Genomic DNA, 18,666 nt, shown 5'->3' on the forward strand with positions numbered 1-18,666 from the left:
TAATGAGCCCCCTTGGCACGAGCTGAGGGGCTTGGCAACCCATAGAAATGCCCGGAATTTCGCGCACCGGCGTGGCGGCAACGCGGGAGCGGAAGTTTCAGGGCTTAGGCGAACGGTTGTCCGTGGAAATCCAGGCTAGTTAAAAAGCAAAGTCTCGCCTGAGAATAACAGACGTTTGTGAAATCCCGAAAGCACCGTCGAACCGCAGCACTCGAAAAAGCACCTCGTCAGTTGCTCATAAAGTGATGTTAGCCACGAGTTGAATCTGGTGACAATGGGCTTGAGCGCGTCATTTCACCCCATTCCTTGTTCAGTGACCGGGGTCACAGAAATTGCATCGAAATGTGCGAATATTCAGACAATACTCGGGTGTTGTAGCTCCGCATTTCGCAGGGCATGGGTCCGCAGACTGCTGCCTCTATCGGGGAAGCTCGGCATTGGCCGGAATGGTCATCACTCCGGGAGTTGCTCTGTGCCGCTCCGATCGAGCCGGATCCAGGGTGGAGGGAGGAATAAATGAAGGTTGAATCTCTGAGGTTAGAAACCGATTCCGCAATTCGGCCCCTGGCGATCGGGCCCCTGTCGGCCGCACCGCCGCCGGCCCGCACAAAGGCTGCGGCCTCCAGATCCCTGGCGGAAGTCGCTACTCCCCCCAGACAGATCCTGCGCTTCCGAAAATCGGAGCGAGTGCTCCACTGGTCGATTGCCGTTCCGTTCATGGTCTGCTACACGACCGCTCTAATTCTGATGTTCGGCTACAACCTGCATTCCGAGAGCGTTTCCCGGGATGTCTTTTCATGGATCCACCGGATCTCCGGCGCCTGCCTGATTTTCTTTCCCATCCAGTCCGTCCTGAGAAATCTAAGGGACCACCGGATCCACCTGTACAACATCAGGCAAGGATGGACCTGGGCGATCGACGATCTGAAGTGGCTCCTCCTTATGGGGCCGGCTGCCGTCATTCGGAAAATCACTCTTCCGGAACAAGGAAAATTCAACGCCGCAGAAAAGCTGAACTTCATGATGGTGATGTGTACCTGTCCGCTATTCATCATGACCGGTTTGTTGCTCTGTATGCCTGGGCCCGCCTTCCTTTCCTGGATTGTCCACGTGGGGCTGGCTCTGGTGGCGACTCCCCTGATGCTTGGGCACATCTATATGGCACTCGTCAATCCAGGCACTCGCGTCGGGCTTGGAGGTATGTTTTCTGGCTACGTGGATCGCCAATGGGCCAAGCATCACTATCGCCGCTGGTACCGGGAGCATTTTGAAGACCAGGAAGAGAACCCCAGGGAGCACGAAAAGGTCCGGCAAGCGCTGCAGCGTCCGGCCCTGATTCGCTGTTCCCACTGCAACAACGAGCATGTTGTAGCCACCCGGATAAACCTGCTCGAAATCACCTGCGAGTGTCAGTCCCACAGGTGTCCGAATTGTGGTGAGACCGCGGACATGGCCGCGGTGATCGTGGACCCCGGGGAGGGTGACTCGATCCTGTTCAGCCTGGAGCGGGCAGGCATCAGCTACTTTACTGTTGAGAAATATCTGGAGAGGATCGGGATCCGCGGACATGATACCTGCCTTGAAGGTTCCGTTGCCGGGAGAGAGGCGTGATTTCTCAGCAGGACCGTCACATCCAGTACGTTCTGACCCCATGTCTGCCGGTGCGGCATTGAACGCGGCATCGGGAGACGCCCCGCCCTCCGACCCGGTTTTCCCCTGCTGGGATTGCCTTGCCGCCGCACATGCTTCGTGATACAAGTTGCGGCAAACTCATCCGGAGGGCAAACAAATGTCGATGTGCACCTTTTCGGCGAAGATTCGCTTTCTTCCCCTGCTTGCACTTACTTTGTTCGCGTCACTCGCTGCCACAGCGGACGGTGGGGCGACACGCCTGTTGCGCACGCCGACCGTAAGCGCGACGCAAATCGCCTTCGCATACGCCAATAACATCTGGATTGTCGAACGTGCCGGCGGCGTGGCCCGACGCCTCACCAGTTTCCAGGGCCAGACGGTGAATCCTCATTTCTCTCCCGATGGAAAGTGGATCGCGTTCAGCGCCGAGTACGCAGGCAACACAGACGTCTACGTTGTGCCGGCCCTGGGCGGGGAGCCACGTCGTCTGACCTGGCACCCCGGCGCCGATCTCGTCCAAGGGTGGACGCCCGACGGCAAAGCGGTCCTCTTCTCCTCCACGCGCGCCACGTGGGCTCCAAGCGGCGCTCCGCGCTTCTGGACGGTGCCCGCAGAGGGGGGCGTCGAGGAACCCATGGCTCCGCCCCGCGCTTATCAAGGAAAAATTTCCGCTGACGGCACGCGCATCGCCTACCGGATGAACAACTCGTGGGATGAGGAGCGCCGCAACTACCGTGGCGGGCAGAATCGCCCGATCTGGATTGTCGACCTCAAGAGCTTCGACCTGGTGTCGCCACCCTGGACCGACTCGAAGGACGTGGACCCCGTCTGGATAGGTGACGCGGTGTACTTTATTTCGGACCGCGACGGCGTGGCCAACGTCTGGGCTTACGACACGAAGGCGAAGAGGCTGATGCAGGTCACAAAGTTCACCGACTTCGATGTCAAGGCGATCAACTCGGGTGCCGGCGCTGTGGTGTTCGAGCAGGCGGGCTACGTCCACGAACTGGATCCGAAGACGGGCAAAGAGCACATCGTGAATATTACCGCGACGGGCGATTTCCCGTGGATGATGCCGAAGTGGGAGGATGTGACCAGCCGCATGTCGAACATCGCGCTCTCTCCTACCGGAAAGCGCGTGGTGGTGGAGGCGCGCGGCGAGATCTTCACGATTCCTGCCGAGAAAGGGGACGTCAGGAACCTCAGCAACTCGAGCGGGTCGGCCGAACGCGATCCCGCCTGGTCTCCTGACGGGAAATACGTCTCGTACTTCAGCGACAAGTCGGGGGAGTACAAGCTCGTGATCGAAGCGCAGGACGGGCTCACGCCTCCCCGCGAGATCGCGCTGGCGAATCCGACGCACTACTACACGCCCTCATGGTCTCCCGACTCCAAGAAAATCGTTTACACCGATACGAATCTGAAAGTATGGGTCCTCGACGTCGCGAACGGCCAGGCCAAAGTCGTGGGCAATGATCCCTGGATGGTGCCGCAGCGCACTCTGAACCCCGTCTGGAGTCCCGACTCGAAGTGGGTCGCCTACTCGAGCCGGTTGCAGTCCCTGTATCACGCGATTTTCGCGAGCAATGTCGAGACCGGTGAGACGAAGCAGGTCACCGACGGTCTGGCCGACGCGGTCTGGCCTGCCTGGGACGCGAGCGGCAAGTATCTCTGGTTTCTGGCTTCAACGGATTTCGGGCTGGCGTCGCAATGGCTCGACATGACCTCTTACGACCATAGCGAGACCTTCGGGCTGTACTTTGCGATTCTGAAGAAAGGCGAATCGAGCCCACTGCTGCCGGAGAGTGACGAAGACATCGGCGTATCGAGTGCGCCCGGCAGTGGCGGTTCAGGCCGTGGCGGACGCGGCGGCGGTGCAGCGGCGGCAGAAACCGGTGATCAGCCCGCCCAGGCAGACCGTAGTGCTCGGGCCCCCGTCACCGTGCAGATCGATGCCGATGGACTGCAGCAACGCATCATTTCCGTGCCCGGCGTGCCGGAGCGTCAGTACTCGCAGCTGCGAGCCGGCCTCGCGGGCACGGTTTACTATCTGGAGGCTGCCGGAGGAGGCGGACGCGGCGGCGGTGCAGGCGGCGGTGGCGGCAGCGTCTTGAACCGCTATCGATTGAGCGACCGTCGCGCGGCCTCGTTTGTCACGGGTGTCGCGGAATACGACATCAGCGCTGACGGCCGCAGATTGTTGTACCGCGCCGGCGGTGGCGGTGGGGGCGGCCGTGGGGGCGCGGGCGGCGGCACGAGTCCCAGCCTGTTCCTGGTGGACGCCGATCGCACGCCGCCGCAGGCCGGGCAGGGGCGTCTCAACGTGACCCTGCGCATGTATCTTGATCCGAAGGAGGAATTCAAGCAGATCTTCAACGAGGGCTGGCGCAACCAGCGCGATTATCTCTATGTGCCGAATCTGCATGGCACCGACTGGGCAAAGGACAAGGAGATGTATGGACAGCTCCTGCCCTACGTGATGCACCGGGCAGATCTCAACTACCTGCTCGACAACATGGGTGCGGAGATCGCCATCGGGCACTCATATGTGCGCGGCGGCGACATGCCGGCCGTGCCGCAGTCGCCCGGCGGGCTGCTCGGCGCCGATTTCACGATCGACAGCGGGCGCTACAAGATCACGAGGATCTACGACAATGAGAGCTGGAATCCGGATCTGCGCGCACCGCTCGCATCGCCCGGCGTGGACGTTGCGGTCGGAGACTACATCCTCGCGATCAACGGCATGGAGTTGAGGGCGCCGGACAACATCTACCGCCTGCTCGACGGCACGGCCAACCGGCAGACCGTGCTCACGATCAGCAGCCGCCCGGTTATGGAGGGCGCCCGGCAGATTACCGTTATTCCGGTGACGAGCGAGCAAGGGCTGCGCACGCGGGCGTGGGTGGAGTACAACCGCCGTCTCGTGGACAAGCTCTCCAATGGCCAGCTAGCCTATGTCTACCTGCCGAACACGGGACAGCCGGGGTACACGAGCTTCAATCGGTACTACTTCGCCCAGCAGGAAAAGAAGGGCGCGATCATCGACGAGCGCTACAATGGCGGCGGCCAGGCCGCCGACTACATTATCGACGTGTTGCAGCGCGACTTCGATGGCTACTTCAACAACGTTGCGGGCAATCGCTATCCATTCACCAGTCCGGCAGCGGGCATCTGGGGCCCGAAAGTGATGATCATTAACGAGATGGCCGGCTCGGGCGGTGACCTGATGCCGTACATGTTCAAGCTTCGGAAGATCGGCCTCCTCGTCGGCAAGCGTACCTGGGGCGGACTCGTGCACACGGCCGACACTCCGGCATTCATTGACGGAGGATCGATGATCGCACCCCGAGGCGGCTTCTTCTCGCGCGAGGGCAGGTGGGCTGTGGAAAACGAAGGCGTGGCTCCCGACGTCGACGTGGAGAACTTGCCGAAGGACGTGATCGCGGGACGCGATCCGCAGCTCGAGCGCGCGGTCCAGGAAACGCTGAGGATGCTCAAGGAGCACCCCGTGAATCGGCTCGCGAACGAACCGCCGCCGCCGACGACGGGGAAGCGCCGCGCTCCTTACTGATTGCAAATGCCGGATCCGCAGGTGGACACGGATAGATACAGAAAATCACCTCCCGTCATCCGTGTGCATCTGCGGTTTCATCTTGATCACTTACGATCAGGAACGGAGGATTCTTCGTTGCGACATCGAGTAGCGCGGAAGCAGCAAAACAGCAAGATGTGCCTGGTCTGCGGGCTGGGCAATCCCTATGGACTCAAAGCCTCATTCTATGAACTGGAGAACAACGAACTCGTGAGCATCTTCAAACCGGCGGAGGTCCACCAGAGCTATCCCGGCCGCCTACACGGCGGCATTGCAGCCGCCATCCTCGATGAAACGATCGGACGGGCGATCATGATGCAATATGATGAGATGGTCTGGGGTGTGACCCTCGAGTTCTCGGTCAGGTTCAAAAAGCCGATCCCGCTGAGTCAGGAACTGAAGGTCGTGGGGCGAATCACGAATGAAACGAGTCGTCTTTTTGAGGGAACCGGAGAGATTATCCTGTCCGATGGTGAGATTGCCGCGACCGGCAGCGGCAAATACATGAAGCTTCCCATCGACAAAATCGCGGATTTTGATGCGACGGAGCAGGAATGGAAGGTCACTGCTTTCGATCACGATCCGGCCACGATTGAGATTTAAAATCTGCAACTCGGAATGATCGGCCTCGGCCGAATGGGGGCAAACATGGTGCGTCGTCTGCTGCGCGGCGGGCAGCAGTGCATGGTCTTCGATACCAACCAGGACACAGTGCGACAGCTGGTGAAGGAAGGCGCAGTTGGTGCCGTATCGCTGGACGATCTCATCATGAAGCTCAATCCTCCGCGTGCGGTCTGGCTGATGGTCCCTGCAGCTGCAGTAGACAGAATGTTGCAGGACCTGACGGCGCGCATGGGGGAAGGCGACATCATCATTGACGGCGGAAACTCATACTACATCGACGATGTGCGGCGCGCCCGGGAACTCCAGGTGCGTGGTCTTCATTACGTGGACGTTGGGACCAGCGGCGGCATCTGGGGACTCGAGCGCGGGTATTGTCAAATGATCGGCGGCGCGCGCGCAGTTGTAGAGCATCTCGATCCCATCTTTAAGACACTGGCGCCGGGACGCGGAAATCTGGCGCGCACCACGGGACGCGAAGCGACAAGCGGCAGTGCCGAAGAAGGTTACCTTCACTGTGGACCGCCGGGTGCGGGTCATTTCGTAAAGATGGTCCACAACGGAATCGAGTACGGCCTCATGGCAGCCTATGCCGAGGGCATGAACATCCTGAGACACGCCAATGCCGGCAGGCAGAATCGGAATGTGGATGCCGAGACCACACCGCTGCGGCACCCCGAATACTATCAGTAACGCAGAGCAGCCACGAAACGTACGAATGACGGAAAGTCGGCCATCTTTGTGCCTTTTGTGGGTCTCGTGGCTGCTGCTTGGATTGTAGCTCCGGCCTGCGCTCTGCTGCGGTTGTTTTTTGGCTGCGCCTCTGCCGCGCTATGTTCTACGTGCCCGCCGTTCATCCCCCCTCTATCAGCGGCGGAATTGATACGCGAGTTTGAGAAAGAAACCGTCGCTGGTTCTCCGCAGATCGGTAATTCCGAATGTGCGATCGGTATCCAGCGAGCTGCCGTAACCGAAAAAGGCGACCGTTCCCGGGGTCGGTTCATATGAGACCAGCAGATCGAGGCGGAGGCCGTTGAATCTTTCCGGCGTGCTGGGCACGCCTTTCACGATCAGCGGGTCACCGGTCCGTGGGTCTTCCAGCGCCGCCTGACGCTGCGAGCGATACTCTCCGATCACACGGAAGAACAAGGATCTCCTGGGCTGATACTCGATCTTCACGCGCGGAATGATGGTGCGGGCGAACTCGCTCCCATCCCGGGCGCGTTTCAGGTAGGAGATTGTCCCTTGGGTTTCCACACGCACGGTATCCGTTGGCCTCAGATTGGCAATCAGGGAGGCGACCGTCTCGCGCCCATTGGCGGCTTCGTCGAAGATGGGGCTCTTGCCATGGCCGATCTCGAAACGGCCGCCGAACGTGCGAAACGTGGGCGTGCTCACTGAGAAATTCGCACCATAGGCGCCGCTCAGGATTTCAGGTGCCGCAAACGCTTCGACCGTCCCGCCGGAGCGCTGAACTTGATAGTCTGTGTACTTCGACGGGTCAAATCGCACGAACTGCCGCTGGAACTCGGCGTTCACGTCCCAGCCGCCCCGCAACTGGGCCTGGGAGCTGACAGATTCGTTGCCCTCGATCGAGGCCGTGCTCAGGAAGTCGCGATAATTCCAGATCCGCTGCGCGCCGAAGTGGGTGCTGAAGCTCTCCAGGACCGCACCGCGCTCGCCGTACCAGGTAAAACGGTTGAAAGCGTGCCCCTCAACTATGTTGTTACGTGGCACGTAGCCGGAGCGTGCCTCAAACGACTCGCCGATGCCATTGAGCTTGTAGTTGAAACCCCAGGCTCTCCCGGTGCGATCGAACTCCGCGCTCCAAAGCGGGGAACTGGTGTTCCCGCCGGCGAGGTCGCTCCAGGAACGGCCCAACTGGCCCTGCACGTAGTACAGCTTTTTGAAGGTAATGCGCGCGTCGGCTGCCACCACACGGTTGGAGTCGCCTGTGGCGATCCTGTCGGTGTAGGTCACGCCTGCAAGGGAATTGGCGCCCAGGTCGGCTCGCAAACGGGTGATGTTGAAAACCGCGTGGCCGCCTTCGGGGATGTCGTCCACCGCGTTAAGGTAGGCAATGCCAAAACGGCCGAACTTGCCTGTGAACTTGGCACCGGTGATCGGGTCCTCAACTTGCCTTGTGTAGACGAGCTGGTTCGGAGTGGAGAACAACTCGATCCCTTCGAGGAAGAAGGGACGTTTTTCCGGATAGAAGAGAGCAAAGCGCTGGTTGACGGTCACCTGTCCGGCATCGGACTCAACCTGGCTGAAGTCCGGATTTACCGTGGCGTCAATTGACATGTTCGTGAATCCAAGCCGCAGGTTGACGCCGGGATTCAGCTTGATCTTCTCCCGCTGGAAGTTCCCATCCGGTGTTCTGGCCCCGTCTTTCGTTGCGGTGATGAATGGCTGTGCCTCGGTCACAACGCCGCGTTTCAGATCATGCAGTCCTTCCATCGCACCCGATTGGCCCAGGAAACTGTTGCTGGCGCGACGCACGTCGGTCCAGGTGTCCACGTAGCCGGTGCGCTGCACCTTGCGCTGTATGTTGATTCCCCAGCGTTGCGGACCATTGCCCGGGTAGCGCAGGCTTTTGAAAGGGATGCGGATCTCGACAATGTAGCCCTGCTCGGTGATCATCCCGGCCGAGTCCCACTTGTAATCGGGGCTCTTGTCCAGGGTGCCGCCCTGGAAATTTCCGCCGCCCCAGGCACTGCCTGCATTGAAAGCGCCCTCAGTCTGCACGCCGTCTTCCTGTGCCCCCAAGGGATTGACACCGAAGAAAAACGCCCTGCGGCGATCGTTGAAGGTGTCGAGGAAGATAGTGACAGTATCCTCGTTCCCCAGGTTGTCGCGATCCGCCACCGTAGCGCGGATCGAGCCGGGATCGGAATCATGTGCGATGATGGCGAAATAGAGTGCCGAGGGGGTGTAGAAGACGAGCACCTCGGTCTGCTCTTCGGCAGGCCGGCCGTCCACGGGCTGGTACTGCGAAAAGCCGGCCAGCCTGGCCGCCTGAGTCCAGGCCGGCTCATCCAGACGACCGTCTATGGAAGGATCCGCCTCGATGCGCGGGATCGTAAACGTCGGGGCGCCACGCCCCTCCAAGGCCGCGGCGCTGGGGAGTTGTGGCAGCTGCAAGAGGCACAATAATAACGTAATCACGTCACTCTCCGATTAAGAAGGCCGTAATATAACCCAATCGGATCTGCAATGCGCGAGGAGATTTTAGTCGTATCTTAACTCCCCGTTTTCGCGTCGCGACTTAAAGTGGAAGCCGGGATATCAGGTTCTGTTCCCTGTCTTCAACGAGATCGGAGAGTTCGCGGAACATGTCCGCATTGATCTGCTCTGCGTAAGGTAGGATGAAGTCCCTGGTCTCCTTAAGGTACTTTTTCACGAACGCCTGCTCGTGGACGAATCCCAGCGAGATGATGTTGCTGATCCGGTCCGCGAGCTTCAGAATCTTGGCTTTGGGGCTGCCCGCCGTCATGAGTCGAGTCAAGTACTCCGCTTTGGGCTCCTTGACGCCATTAACAAGACGTATGGTTACTTCCATAACCAGTTGATACACCGCCGGTCCGTCCTCATCGATGCGAACAATGTCTTCCCGGCTGACTCCGGGCATGCCCAGGGCATCCTCGAATAGGTCGTGAATGAGGGACGCCTTGAGAAGCACAGGATCAATGAACTTGTAGTCCAGCAGGATTCCCATCGTGCTGATCTGGTGCCTGAACATGTTGCTGCCGGCCCGGCCGGGAACGCCGATCAGGGCCATGGCTCTGAAAATGTAGGGTGCCAGCGTCATGCTGCGCAGGCATTTCTCGAGGTCTTCCATCGTCGTCTTCATCCTGCGATAAAGGGATAGTGTAAGGGGAATCGCTCAATCATGGCGCAATGCTTGAATCCGGTCCAGCCTGCCTGCGCGCGTTGCCGGAACGCGATAGTGGTTTTTCAGATCCCGGGTCTCGAGAGCAATTGTCATGAAGCCACTATTCAATCACAGTAGGATTCGGCTACCAACAAAAAACCGGCCACGGAACAGGCTGATTCCACGAAGGGTTTTTTCGGGAAACCCGTGTGGTCCGCGGCTGAGTCCTTTGCCGGCAATGACTTCAGGCCTATGCTCCGGCCAGTTGGCGGATGGTGGTCAGCGTTGCGTCGAGTTCCACCTCGCTATTGTAGATGTGCGTCGACTGGCGGTTGCCGCGAATGCGGATTCCCTTAATCCACAAGGCGTCCTGCATGGTTGTTCCTGTCAGCCCATCGACCTGGTAGTTGGTGATTCCGGCACACATCGCCGGATGGAGGGGCGTGTTGATCTGCACCCTGGGAATCTTCTGCAGGCCGGCCCGCAGATAATCGCCCAACTCTTTGATTCGGCGCATAACCCGCTCGTGACCGATCCTGTTGTGGAAATCGATAGCGGCGTTCAGGCCCATCAGGAGCGAAAGGTTCCCGGTGCCGCGCTGCTGCAGCCGGTATCCTTCATCCTGGTGGTTGTCCCACTGGGAGCTGGCGAGCGTTGTCCAGATGTCCTTCGCCCGCTCCCCGCGGATGTAAAGGACACCGTTGCCGGCCGGGGCGCACAGCCATTTGTGCATGCTCGAATAATAGGCGTCGCAGCCGATGTCCTTGACGTCGACGGCGACGTGGCCCAGTGCCTGAGCGCCGTCGATGATCGTGAACATGCCTCGACCACGCGCTGCCGCGCACAGCTCTTTGACGGGGAGGACAGTGCCGAAAGAGGAAACGATGTGCGGCACGGCCAGGACCTTGGTCCTGCCGGTAAACGCGTTCAGGAATGAAATGACGATCTCCTCTGGATCACGGGGCGGCCTCGGCATAGGCACCTGGCGATACACCGCGCCGCAGCGCTTCGCCTTCACGTCCCAGCCATGCCGGCCGCCCGGGTGTTCCTGGTCCGTCCCGAGAATCTCGTCCCCCGGGTTCAGGTCCAGGCCATTGGCAACAATATCCATACCGGTGGTGGCATTTTCGATCAGGGAAATCTCTTCGGTTGAAGCGTTCATCAGCGCAGCCAGTTTGCCCCGAATGACCGGGAGCGGGCCGTAGCCGGAGATCCAATCGTCGCCTTTGTAGTCCCATTCGGCAATGTCAGCGGCCACTTTGCGCATGTGCTGGACAACCGTATCATAGACGACGGCGGGTTGAGCGCCCAGCGTGCCGGTGTTGAAGAACGCTTTGTTCGCGGGCACGAGGAACATCTTGCGGATCTTTTTCCAGAAGGCGGGGTCGCCATCCCTGGGAAAGTCGATAGTGAATGCCTTCGTTTTTTCATAGTCCCATTGTGCCAGCGCAGGGACGGCCGGCAAGGCCGTTGCCAGTGACAAAGACCTCAGAAAACCTCGCCGCGATACCATCGTAGCTTCTCCTTGTGAGATTGGGAATAAACGGGATCCGGGATGCTTTTATTTCACAAAACCGGGCGCCGTTCAATGTTTCTGAGCAGGTATGGGCTGAAAAGGGCCAAAACCTCTTCCCCCCATGCGGTGATGAGGCGGCGGCCTCGCTTCGAAGCACCTTCGGCGTGCCGGAAAACTGTGATATGTTCGCCGACAAGAGAATGTGCGGAGGACAATATGAAAAGGGCCGCGGGTTTTCTACTCGTCATCATTCTGCCGGCCGCTTTTTCTGTCACCGCCTGGGCGCTGGCAGCTGATTCGACCACCCCCCGGCTGAGCATTCCTTTCGACCAAGGGTGGAAGTTTCATCTCGGGGATGCTCCCGGAGCAGCGGAGCCCACCTTCGACGATCACAACTGGCGCGTGCTTGATCTCCCGCACGATTGGAGTATTGAACTCCCGTTCGACGCCAAGCTTGCGAGTGGGACGGGATTCCTCCCCGGGGGGATCGGGTGGTACCGGAAAGCTTTTCGTTTGCCCCCGTCCGCTGTTCCCAGACGCGTAGGCATTCTATTTGACGGCGTCTATGCGAACAGTGAGGTGTGGATCAACGGCCATTATCTCGGCAAGCGGCCCTATGGGTACGTCAGCTTTCAATACGACCTCACGCCCTACCTCTCTTCGGGCTCGAAACAGGATGTTCTCGCGGTCAGAGTCGACCATTCCAGGTATGCCGATTCACGGTGGTATACCGGTTCCGGGATCTATCGCCATGTCTGGATGACCGCGACAGGCGCTGTTCATGTCGCTCCCCGGGGAACCTTCATTACCGCTCCGGAGATTTCACGGCAATCGGCCGTTGTTGCCATCAAAACACGTGTCAGCAACGACGGTATTCAAGCCCGTGAGGTTGTGCTCCGGTCAACGATCAAAGACAGCGCGGGCAAGACGGTTGCAGCAACCGAGACTGCCCGGACGATCAAGGCCGGTGAAGAATTCTGTTTTGAGCAAGGCGCCAGGTTTGCCAATCCAATGCTATGGTCCCCCGAAACCCCGCACCTTTACTACCTCGTGAGCGGTCTCAAAGTGGACCGCACCGTCGTCGACGAGTACGAAACACCGTTCGGTGTCCGAACCATTTTCTTTGACCCGTCCCGGGGTTTCTTGCTCAATGGGGTGAAAACCGTGATCAAGGGGGTGTGTCTCCACCACGATGCCGGGTCTCTGGGCGCGGCGGTTCCGGACCGGGTTCTCGAAAGAAGGTTGCAGCTGCTCAAGGAACTGGGATGCAACGCCATCCGGACCAGCCACAATCCGCCGGCGCCGGAATTGCTCGACATGTGCGACCGCATGGGTTTTCTTGTTATGGACGAGGCGTTCGACGAATGGGCCAGGCCCAAGAAAAAATGGATCGAGGGCTGGAATGCGGGAACCCCCGGTTTTCAAGGATATGCCGAGTATTTCAACGAGTGGGCCGTCAAAGACATCCAGAGCATGGTGGATCGCGACAAAAACCATCCGTGTGTCATACTCTGGAGCATCGGCAACGAAATCGACTACGACAAAGATCCTTACTTCGACCCGCAGTCCAAGGGTTACACGCCCGACAAACCTTCCGCCGCTGATCTGCCGGCGATAGCCGCGAAGCTGATCGAAGCCGTCAAAGCGATCGATCCGTCCCGTCCCACCACCGCGGCGCTCGCCAACATCATGGTCTCAAATCGTCTCGGCCTGCCGGACCTCCTTGATGTCGTCGGCTACAACTATCTGGAGAAGTTTTACAGTCAGGATCACACACGATATCCGGCAAGGAAGATGGTTGGGAGCGAAAACTCGCATGCGTACAGCGCCTGGAAAGTGGTTGAAGATCTGGGCTTCGTCAGCGGCCAATTTTTGTGGACCGGCTTCGACTACCTCGGTGAGGCGCGGCAGTGGCCTGCGCGCAGCTCCGGTTCCGGAGTCCTGGATGAATGCGGTTTCAAAAAGCCTGCGTTTTATTTCAGGCAAAGCCTCTGGGCGGAAAAACCCATGGTTTACATTGCGGTGAGGACCCCTGCGGCCGGCCCTGCTGATGCGCGCACGACGAGGTCGGAGGTTGTTGGCGGCTGGAACTGGCCGGTGAAAGATGGCGATCCTGTGGCGGTAGTTGCCTATACCAACTGTGAGCAGGTCGAGTTGTTGCTGAATGGAAAATCTCAGGGAGAAAAATCCCTCTCCTCGGCCCAAGATCATGTATTGTCGTGGGAAGTACTCTATGCGGCTGGGACACTCAAGGCCATTGGCAAAAACCGGGGAGCAGCGGTCTGTTCATGGGAACTAAGAGCAGCCGGCAAGACGGAACGCATAAAGATGAACCCCGATGCGTCTACGATCATCGCCGACGGGCGCGATGTGTCGCATGTGGAAGTGGTGCTGGTCGACGGTGCAGGAAACCCTGTGTTTTCTGCCGACGACGCGATCAGTTTCAAAATCGCCGGCAAGGGCCGCATCATCGGCGTGGACAGTGGGGATATTCGCAGCCATGAAAGCTTCAAGGCGCCGTCGCGGAAAGCCTATCAAGGGAGGTGTCTCGTCATCATCCAGTCCACTGCGGAACCGGGGACGATTCAATTGAAGGCCACCGCACCCGGACTGGCCGAAGATAGGATCACGATCTCCGCCACAGCACCCAAGCGGCGCTGACGTATACCGAAAGGAAGACTCGCATCAGTATTACAACGGTCTCGTTGACTTTCATGATTACCGGAAGCAACAAGCCGAGTGGCTGAAAGCGGATCTGGCCGGGGATCCCTCCCGCAACGCGAAGTTCAGGATCGTGATCTCCCATATTCCGCCGCGAGGTGCGAAAGGATTCGCCATACAGGACGTGTGCGAGAACTTCGAACCCTTGATCAACCAGGCAGGTGTCGATCTCTGGCTCTCCGGCCACACCCACAGGTTTCAGCGCGTGGATGGCGCCCCAGGACAAAACACATATCCGCTGATCATCGGATCGACCGATACCATCACCCGTGTGGATGTTTCCGTGGCCGGCTTAAGCGTCACAATCGTGAGGCTCAGCGGGGAAGTGTTACTTCCGCCGCTGCAGCTTGAGCGCAGACGGAGCCAGCGCCAGCCCGCCGAGTGAGGTCACGCGCAGTTCGGGCGGCAACATTTTGCCCACTGCCAACACGGCGTCGATGGTCTCATCAAGCGGGATGGGGTTTGCATAGCCGCCCATGACAAGGTCCGCACAGACGAAAGCACTGGATGCGGCCACCGCGTTGCGCGTGTGGCAGGGGATTTCGACCGTGCCTTGCACGAGATCACACACCGACCCCATCGTGTTCTGAAATGAAACAGCCGCTGCATCCACGGCCTGCCTGGGCGTGCCTCCTCCGGCTTCGACCACGGCTGCGGCGGCCATGGCTCCGGCTGCACCAATCTCGACCTGGCAACCGGCGATCTCCGCGGCGAAGGTAGCCCGCGTGCCCACGATCACCCCGACCGCACCCGCAGCCAGTGCGGCAAGTGTCGCCTGCTCCCGATCGAGACCGCGTTCCTCGATGAGCGTCGTCAGGACGCCGGGCAATACTCCCGCCGATCCACCGGTGGGCGCGGCGCAGACCACCCCCATGCCGCTGTTGATATGCATGGCGGCCAGAGCGCGAATTGCAGCCCGCGTATGCAGTCCCCCGATGGCCAGCTTCCCTTCGGCATCGGCACGGAAGATGCGGCTGGCTGTGGGCATCAGGAGCTGCATGTCCGGGATGCGCTCGCAGAGGCCCTGGCTGACGGCTGCGCGCATCACGTCGACGCGACGCGCCATTTCTGCGCATACGTCTGGATCGCCGATGCCGAGCAGTGCCGCTTCATGCGCAAGCGCAAGATGTCCGAGGGAGCAGCCGCGTTCCTCTGCGCGCGCCACCATCTCGTCGGCACTCTGAAACAGCGGCAGCCCCTGCTTGATATATGCCAGCGGTGGCGCTTCCCGCATCCACACGACGCCATCCGCGGTGGCGAGGGTCGCCCTCAGCTCGCGGCCTAAAGGCTGCCGTCGTCTTGCATGCAGGAGGATCCGGCCGGATCGTAACTGGCAAGACGGCTCGGCGAGCAGATTTCCATCTCCGGCGAGGAGTGCACGCACGCGCGCCTCCGCCGCGCCGCTCAGCTCGAAGAGCACCTCGTGAGTCTGCCCTGTCACCAGCACTGGCCATCCGTCGATTCGTGTGATCTCGACTGCGCCCCCACCGACGGAACGGGCCCGCACATCGAGAGTCTGTCCATCGGATGCGCGCAACTGGATATCGGCTGTGTTCGGGTGATCGGGATCCGGGAGGGGGCAGACTTCGAAGATCAGTTTGATGCCGCGAGAGGCGACCGCGTCGAGCGCCTGGTAGAAGCGCGGATCCGTCAGCGGCAGATCCAGGAGGCCCATCGCAAAACCGCGGTCGACTCCCTGCTGGCTGTAGACTTTCCCGTAGGACCCGCCGGGATCAAACGCGACCCTCGCCCGGATCGGCGGCGCCCCGAGCAGCGCGGCCACCAGCCGCCCGATGTGATAGGAGGCGGCCGTGTGCGAGCTCGACGGCCCCCGCATCACCGGGCCGAGCACATCGTTGAGAATGCTGATGCCGCCTGCCTGCATGGCCTGAGGCTAGTATGGACACCCATTGATTGCAAGGCGGAATTGGCGCCGATCTAGGAAGTCGTTTTTGCAGCCACGAAATACACCAAACCGGTTTCGTGCGTGTCGAGGTTGCAGCGTTGGCAGCGGCCTTATCTTTGGCGGATCGTGACGGGCGTCAGTCACCGAAACAGGTGCCGACGGCGCGGGCTGCGCGCAACAGGGGAAGGTCGAGGGGCACGAGGCGCTGCTTGCCTGCCGCTTCTTCCAGCTGGATATGAGTGACCGTCCCGCCTTTCATCACCACAAGGCGGCCGCGTTCCCCCGCCATCAACAGGTCCACAGCCGTCCCGCCGAACTCCGTGGCCAGCACGCGATCGGCCGCCACCGGCGTGCCGCCGCGCTGCACGTGACCGAGAATCACCGTGCGGGTTTCGATGCCGGTTGCGGCCTCAATGTCGAAGGCCAACTTCTGACCTATGCCCCCGAGCCGGATCGGATCGGGACTGGTCGGGTCGATGCGATGGATTACCTGCTGGCCGTTTCGAGGGCGAGCGCCCTCCGAAATACAGATGATACTGAAGCGCTTGCCGCGCTTCGAGCGGCCGACCACGAATTCGCACACCTTATCGATGTCGAAGGGAATCTCGGGGAGGAGAATGACGTCGGTGCCGCTCGCGATCCCTGCGTGCAGGGCGATCCAGCCGGCGTTCCGCCCCATGACCTCGACGACCATGACACGATGATGGCTGGCCGCAGTCGTGTGAACGCGGTCGAGGGCTTCCGTGGCAATGGCTACTGCAGTAGCGAACCCGAAGGTAACATCCGTGCCGAACAGGTCATTGTCAATCGTCTTCGGAACACCGATGCAGTTGATCCCCAGACGGACGAAATGAGATGTCACGGTCATCGAGCCGTCGCCTCCGATGACAATGATTGCGTCCAGCTGGTTATGGGCAATGTGCTCGAGACAACGGTCCGTGACATCGCGGATCTCGGACGAGCCGTTGGCTTTGACGGGGTATCTGCGCGGGTCAACCCGGTTGTTGGTGCCTAAAATGGTGCCCCCCAGCGTCAGGATGTTGCTGACCGATTCGTTGCTGAGCGGGTGCATCCGGTTCTGGACCAGCCCTAAAAAGCCATCCTCGATGCCCAAGACCTCCAGGTGATACCGGCTTAGGGCTGTCTTGGCCACTGCCCGGATGACCGCGTTCAGGCCGGGACAGTCACCTCCTGCCGTCAGCACGCCGATGCGCTGGATTTTGCTCATGAAGGTTTCTCCGCCTCAGGAGACAGATCTACTTCCGACACAGGCCACCTGTTTCTAATCGGCAGACCCATCTGTGCCGGATAGGATTTCTCATCCCATGGTGAATGACAGGTGACGGCTTCGGACCACGGGAGATGCAGCCGGTATCGGAAGCGGCGGCGCAATCACAATCGAATCCGCCGGCGACAGCAGTGTGAGCGGTTTTGTCAGCGATGGCGGCTGAACTCCCGGTTCCGATTCCGGCATAGAACTTCCGATCCCCACCGTGAGATCAAAATGGGGAATCCGGCAATGTGATCCAGGTTTTCTTGCCTCGCTCAAAGTTGTCGAAGCGAAGAAGCCACATGCCGATTCCGGCCGCACCCTGCATGAGCCCGGTCTGGGCCACGAGGAGTTCGGGTCGGACGCGGTGCTCCGCCTGAATCCACCTCGCTCCCCTGTCGTCACGGGTTGCCCGCGACAGCAAATCGTCGGTCATGCGTCTGGCGAACGCCAGATATTTCGGATCATGTGTCACACGGTAGACATCGAGAGAAAAGCCGGCTACACCCGCCGATCCGCAGCATTGGCTTACATTGTTCCAGAAACCGGGCGTTTGCCTGTCGGGAATGCCGCTTTGCAGGAGGCTGCGCGCGGCCTTCTTGAGCCAGTCCAACCATGTGGCGTCCCCGGTTGCCTGGTAGAGGCGGTAGAACAATCGGCCCGTCCCGGTGGGGCCGTGACACCAGCCGAGATAATAGAGACCCCTGCCCCCCGGCTCGTCGTGAAAAATGAGGCAGGCATCACCCTCGGTGTCGGCGATCGACAGCAGGTACTTCGCTCCTGCCAGCGCGGCCTGGAGAAATTCCCGGTCTTTTGTCTCCTGAAATAGCGTTGCCAGGAAGTAGGCAATGCCGGCGGTGCCGTGGGAGAAATTGGGCATAAGGCTCGGATAGTCCGGGCTCATCGCCCATTTCAAGCCGCCGTTCTCCGGTCGGCCGAGGTCGATGAGCCGGCGTCCCGCGCGGATGGCAAGGTCGCGCGCCTGAGGATCCTTGAGTTCCCGGGCGGCGTAAAGGAGAAAAAGACCGGTGCCCGCACTTCCACTGATAATGTCGGTGGTGTCGCTCCACTCGATGCCTCGGCCCCGGTTCGCGGCATGATTACGAATCCAATCCACGCAGCGCCGGGCTGCCTCCTGAAACTTTCCATCTGAAGTGGCTCGGTAGGTTTCTGACAGCGCAAACCCGATTCCGGCGATCCCTTCGTACAAGCCGGCTCCATCTTCCTGGGGCAGCGCGGAAATGAGGTACTCCGCCCCCGCGCGTGCGCTTTCGAGATAGGAGCGATTTCCGGTCGAGCGGTAGGCTTCGAGGAAGAACAGCACCACACCTGGCATTCCGCTGTAAAGATCGGTCCGGACGGTCCCGGCATCGCGCGGATCGGACGGCCATGCGGTTCCTTTGTCCGTGCGGATTGCTGAAGAATCGAGCCAACGGGCGGCCTGGAGCGCGGCGTCAAAGTATGGTCTGCCGGCGCCCTGAGCCGCGACTGAGGCAAAAAGCACAACCGCCACAATCGCCTTTTTCATAAAGGG

The 18,666-nt window shown here is 60.2% G+C and carries 13 protein-coding genes; 6 read left to right on the forward strand and 7 right to left on the reverse strand.

The genetic code is table 11. The features are described from left to right. The first annotated feature begins 516 nt into the window (after nt 1-516). From LAP85_17200 to LAP85_17215, 4 genes are all read left to right on the forward strand, one after another. Nucleotides 517-1,611 (forward strand): cytochrome b/b6 domain-containing protein, encoded by a 1,095-nt coding sequence (locus LAP85_17200; GenBank protein MBZ5498139.1) that lies wholly within the window; start codon nt 517-519, stop codon nt 1,609-1,611. Between the two features lie 178 nt (nt 1,612-1,789). Next, on the forward strand, nt 1,790-5,203 hold the full coding sequence (locus LAP85_17205; GenBank protein ID MBZ5498140.1) for a PDZ domain-containing protein: 3,414 nt from the start codon (nt 1,790-1,792) through the stop codon (nt 5,201-5,203). A 117-nt stretch (nt 5,204-5,320) separates the two neighbouring features. Next, nucleotides 5,321-5,827 carry a PaaI family thioesterase gene (locus tag LAP85_17210; GenBank protein ID MBZ5498141.1) on the forward strand — a complete coding sequence of 169 codons (507 nt, stop codon included), beginning with the start codon at nt 5,321-5,323 and terminating at the stop codon, nt 5,825-5,827. A 3-nt stretch (nt 5,828-5,830) separates the two neighbouring features. Then, complete coding sequence (locus LAP85_17215) at nt 5,831-6,538, forward strand: NADP-dependent phosphogluconate dehydrogenase (GenBank protein ID MBZ5498142.1); 708 nt, start codon at nt 5,831-5,833, stop codon at nt 6,536-6,538. Nucleotides 6,539-6,712: 174 nt separating this feature from the next. Here LAP85_17215 and LAP85_17220 read toward each other — a convergent pair whose 3' ends face one another. The 3 genes from LAP85_17220 to LAP85_17230 all read right to left on the reverse strand — a co-directional run bounded on the left by LAP85_17220 (nt 6,713) and on the right by LAP85_17230 (nt 11,232). Then, complete coding sequence (locus tag LAP85_17220) at nt 6,713-9,013, reverse strand: carbohydrate binding family 9 domain-containing protein (protein ID MBZ5498143.1); 2,301 nt, start codon at nt 9,011-9,013, stop codon at nt 6,713-6,715. A gap of 100 nt (nt 9,014-9,113) precedes the next feature. Then, nucleotides 9,114-9,686 (reverse strand): hypothetical protein, encoded by a 573-nt coding sequence (locus LAP85_17225; protein ID MBZ5498144.1) that lies wholly within the window; start codon nt 9,684-9,686, stop codon nt 9,114-9,116. A 283-nt stretch (nt 9,687-9,969) separates the two neighbouring features. Next, a complete protein-coding gene (locus LAP85_17230; protein ID MBZ5498145.1) occupies nt 9,970-11,232 on the reverse strand; it encodes an aminotransferase class V-fold PLP-dependent enzyme in 1,263 nt (420 codons plus the stop codon). A 219-nt stretch (nt 11,233-11,451) separates the two neighbouring features. Between LAP85_17230 and LAP85_17235 the strand changes: the two genes are divergently transcribed. Then, nucleotides 11,452-13,896, forward strand: coding sequence for a DUF4982 domain-containing protein (locus tag LAP85_17235; protein MBZ5498146.1), 2,445 nt, complete (start codon nt 11,452-11,454; stop codon nt 13,894-13,896). After that, nucleotides 13,856-14,341 carry a metallophosphoesterase gene (locus LAP85_17240; protein MBZ5498147.1) on the forward strand — a complete coding sequence of 162 codons (486 nt, stop codon included), beginning with the start codon at nt 13,856-13,858 and terminating at the stop codon, nt 14,339-14,341. Before LAP85_17235 ends, LAP85_17240 begins: the two co-directional genes overlap by 41 nt. Here LAP85_17240 and LAP85_17245 read toward each other — a convergent pair. The 4 genes from LAP85_17245 to LAP85_17260 form a co-directional block, all read right to left on the reverse strand. Next, nucleotides 14,285-15,841 carry an L-serine ammonia-lyase, iron-sulfur-dependent, subunit alpha gene (locus LAP85_17245; GenBank protein ID MBZ5498148.1) on the reverse strand — a complete coding sequence of 519 codons (1,557 nt, stop codon included), beginning with the start codon at nt 15,839-15,841 and terminating at the stop codon, nt 14,285-14,287. The genes LAP85_17240 and LAP85_17245 overlap by 57 nt on opposite strands. 157 nt (nt 15,842-15,998) lie before the next feature. Then, complete coding sequence (locus LAP85_17250; GenBank protein ID MBZ5498149.1) at nt 15,999-17,090, reverse strand: 6-phosphofructokinase; 1,092 nt, start codon at nt 17,088-17,090, stop codon at nt 15,999-16,001. Between the two features lie 90 nt (nt 17,091-17,180). Beyond that, the gene (locus tag LAP85_17255; GenBank protein MBZ5498150.1) at nt 17,181-17,336 is read right to left on the reverse strand and encodes a hypothetical protein; all 156 of its coding nucleotides are present in this window, start codon (nt 17,334-17,336) and stop codon (nt 17,181-17,183) included. A 25-nt stretch (nt 17,337-17,361) separates the two neighbouring features. After that, nucleotides 17,362-18,660 (reverse strand): hypothetical protein, encoded by a 1,299-nt coding sequence (locus LAP85_17260; protein MBZ5498151.1) that lies wholly within the window; start codon nt 18,658-18,660, stop codon nt 17,362-17,364. Nucleotides 18,661-18,666 lie beyond the last annotated feature (6 nt).

The sequence above is a fragment of the Terriglobia bacterium genome (assembly GCA_020072565.1).
Taxonomy (GTDB): Bacteria; Acidobacteriota; UBA6911; order UBA6911; family UBA6911; genus JAFNAG01.

What these genes read in the sequence shown, in the direction of transcription:
- LAP85_17200 (MBZ5498139.1), top strand. Translation starts at nt 517, where the DNA reads ATGAAGGTTGAATCTCTGAGGTTAGAAACCGATTCCGCAATTCGGCCC.
- LAP85_17205 (MBZ5498140.1), top strand. Translation starts at nt 1,790, where the DNA reads ATGTCGATGTGCACCTTTTCGGCGAAGATTCGCTTTCTTCCCCTGCTT.
- LAP85_17225 (MBZ5498144.1), bottom strand. Translation starts at nt 9,686, where the DNA reads ATGGAAGACCTCGAGAAATGCCTGCGCAGCATGACGCTGGCACCCTAC.
- LAP85_17230 (MBZ5498145.1), bottom strand. Translation starts at nt 11,232, where the DNA reads ATGGTATCGCGGCGAGGTTTTCTGAGGTCTTTGTCACTGGCAACGGCC.
- LAP85_17235 (MBZ5498146.1), top strand. Translation starts at nt 11,452, where the DNA reads ATGAAAAGGGCCGCGGGTTTTCTACTCGTCATCATTCTGCCGGCCGCT.
- LAP85_17245 (MBZ5498148.1), bottom strand. Translation starts at nt 15,841, where the DNA reads ATGCAGGCAGGCGGCATCAGCATTCTCAACGATGTGCTCGGCCCGGTG.
- LAP85_17250 (MBZ5498149.1), bottom strand. Translation starts at nt 17,090, where the DNA reads ATGAGCAAAATCCAGCGCATCGGCGTGCTGACGGCAGGAGGTGACTGT.
- LAP85_17255 (MBZ5498150.1), bottom strand. Translation starts at nt 17,336, where the DNA reads ATGCCGGAATCGGAACCGGGAGTTCAGCCGCCATCGCTGACAAAACCG.
- LAP85_17260 (MBZ5498151.1), bottom strand. Translation starts at nt 18,660, where the DNA reads ATGAAAAAGGCGATTGTGGCGGTTGTGCTTTTTGCCTCAGTCGCGGCT.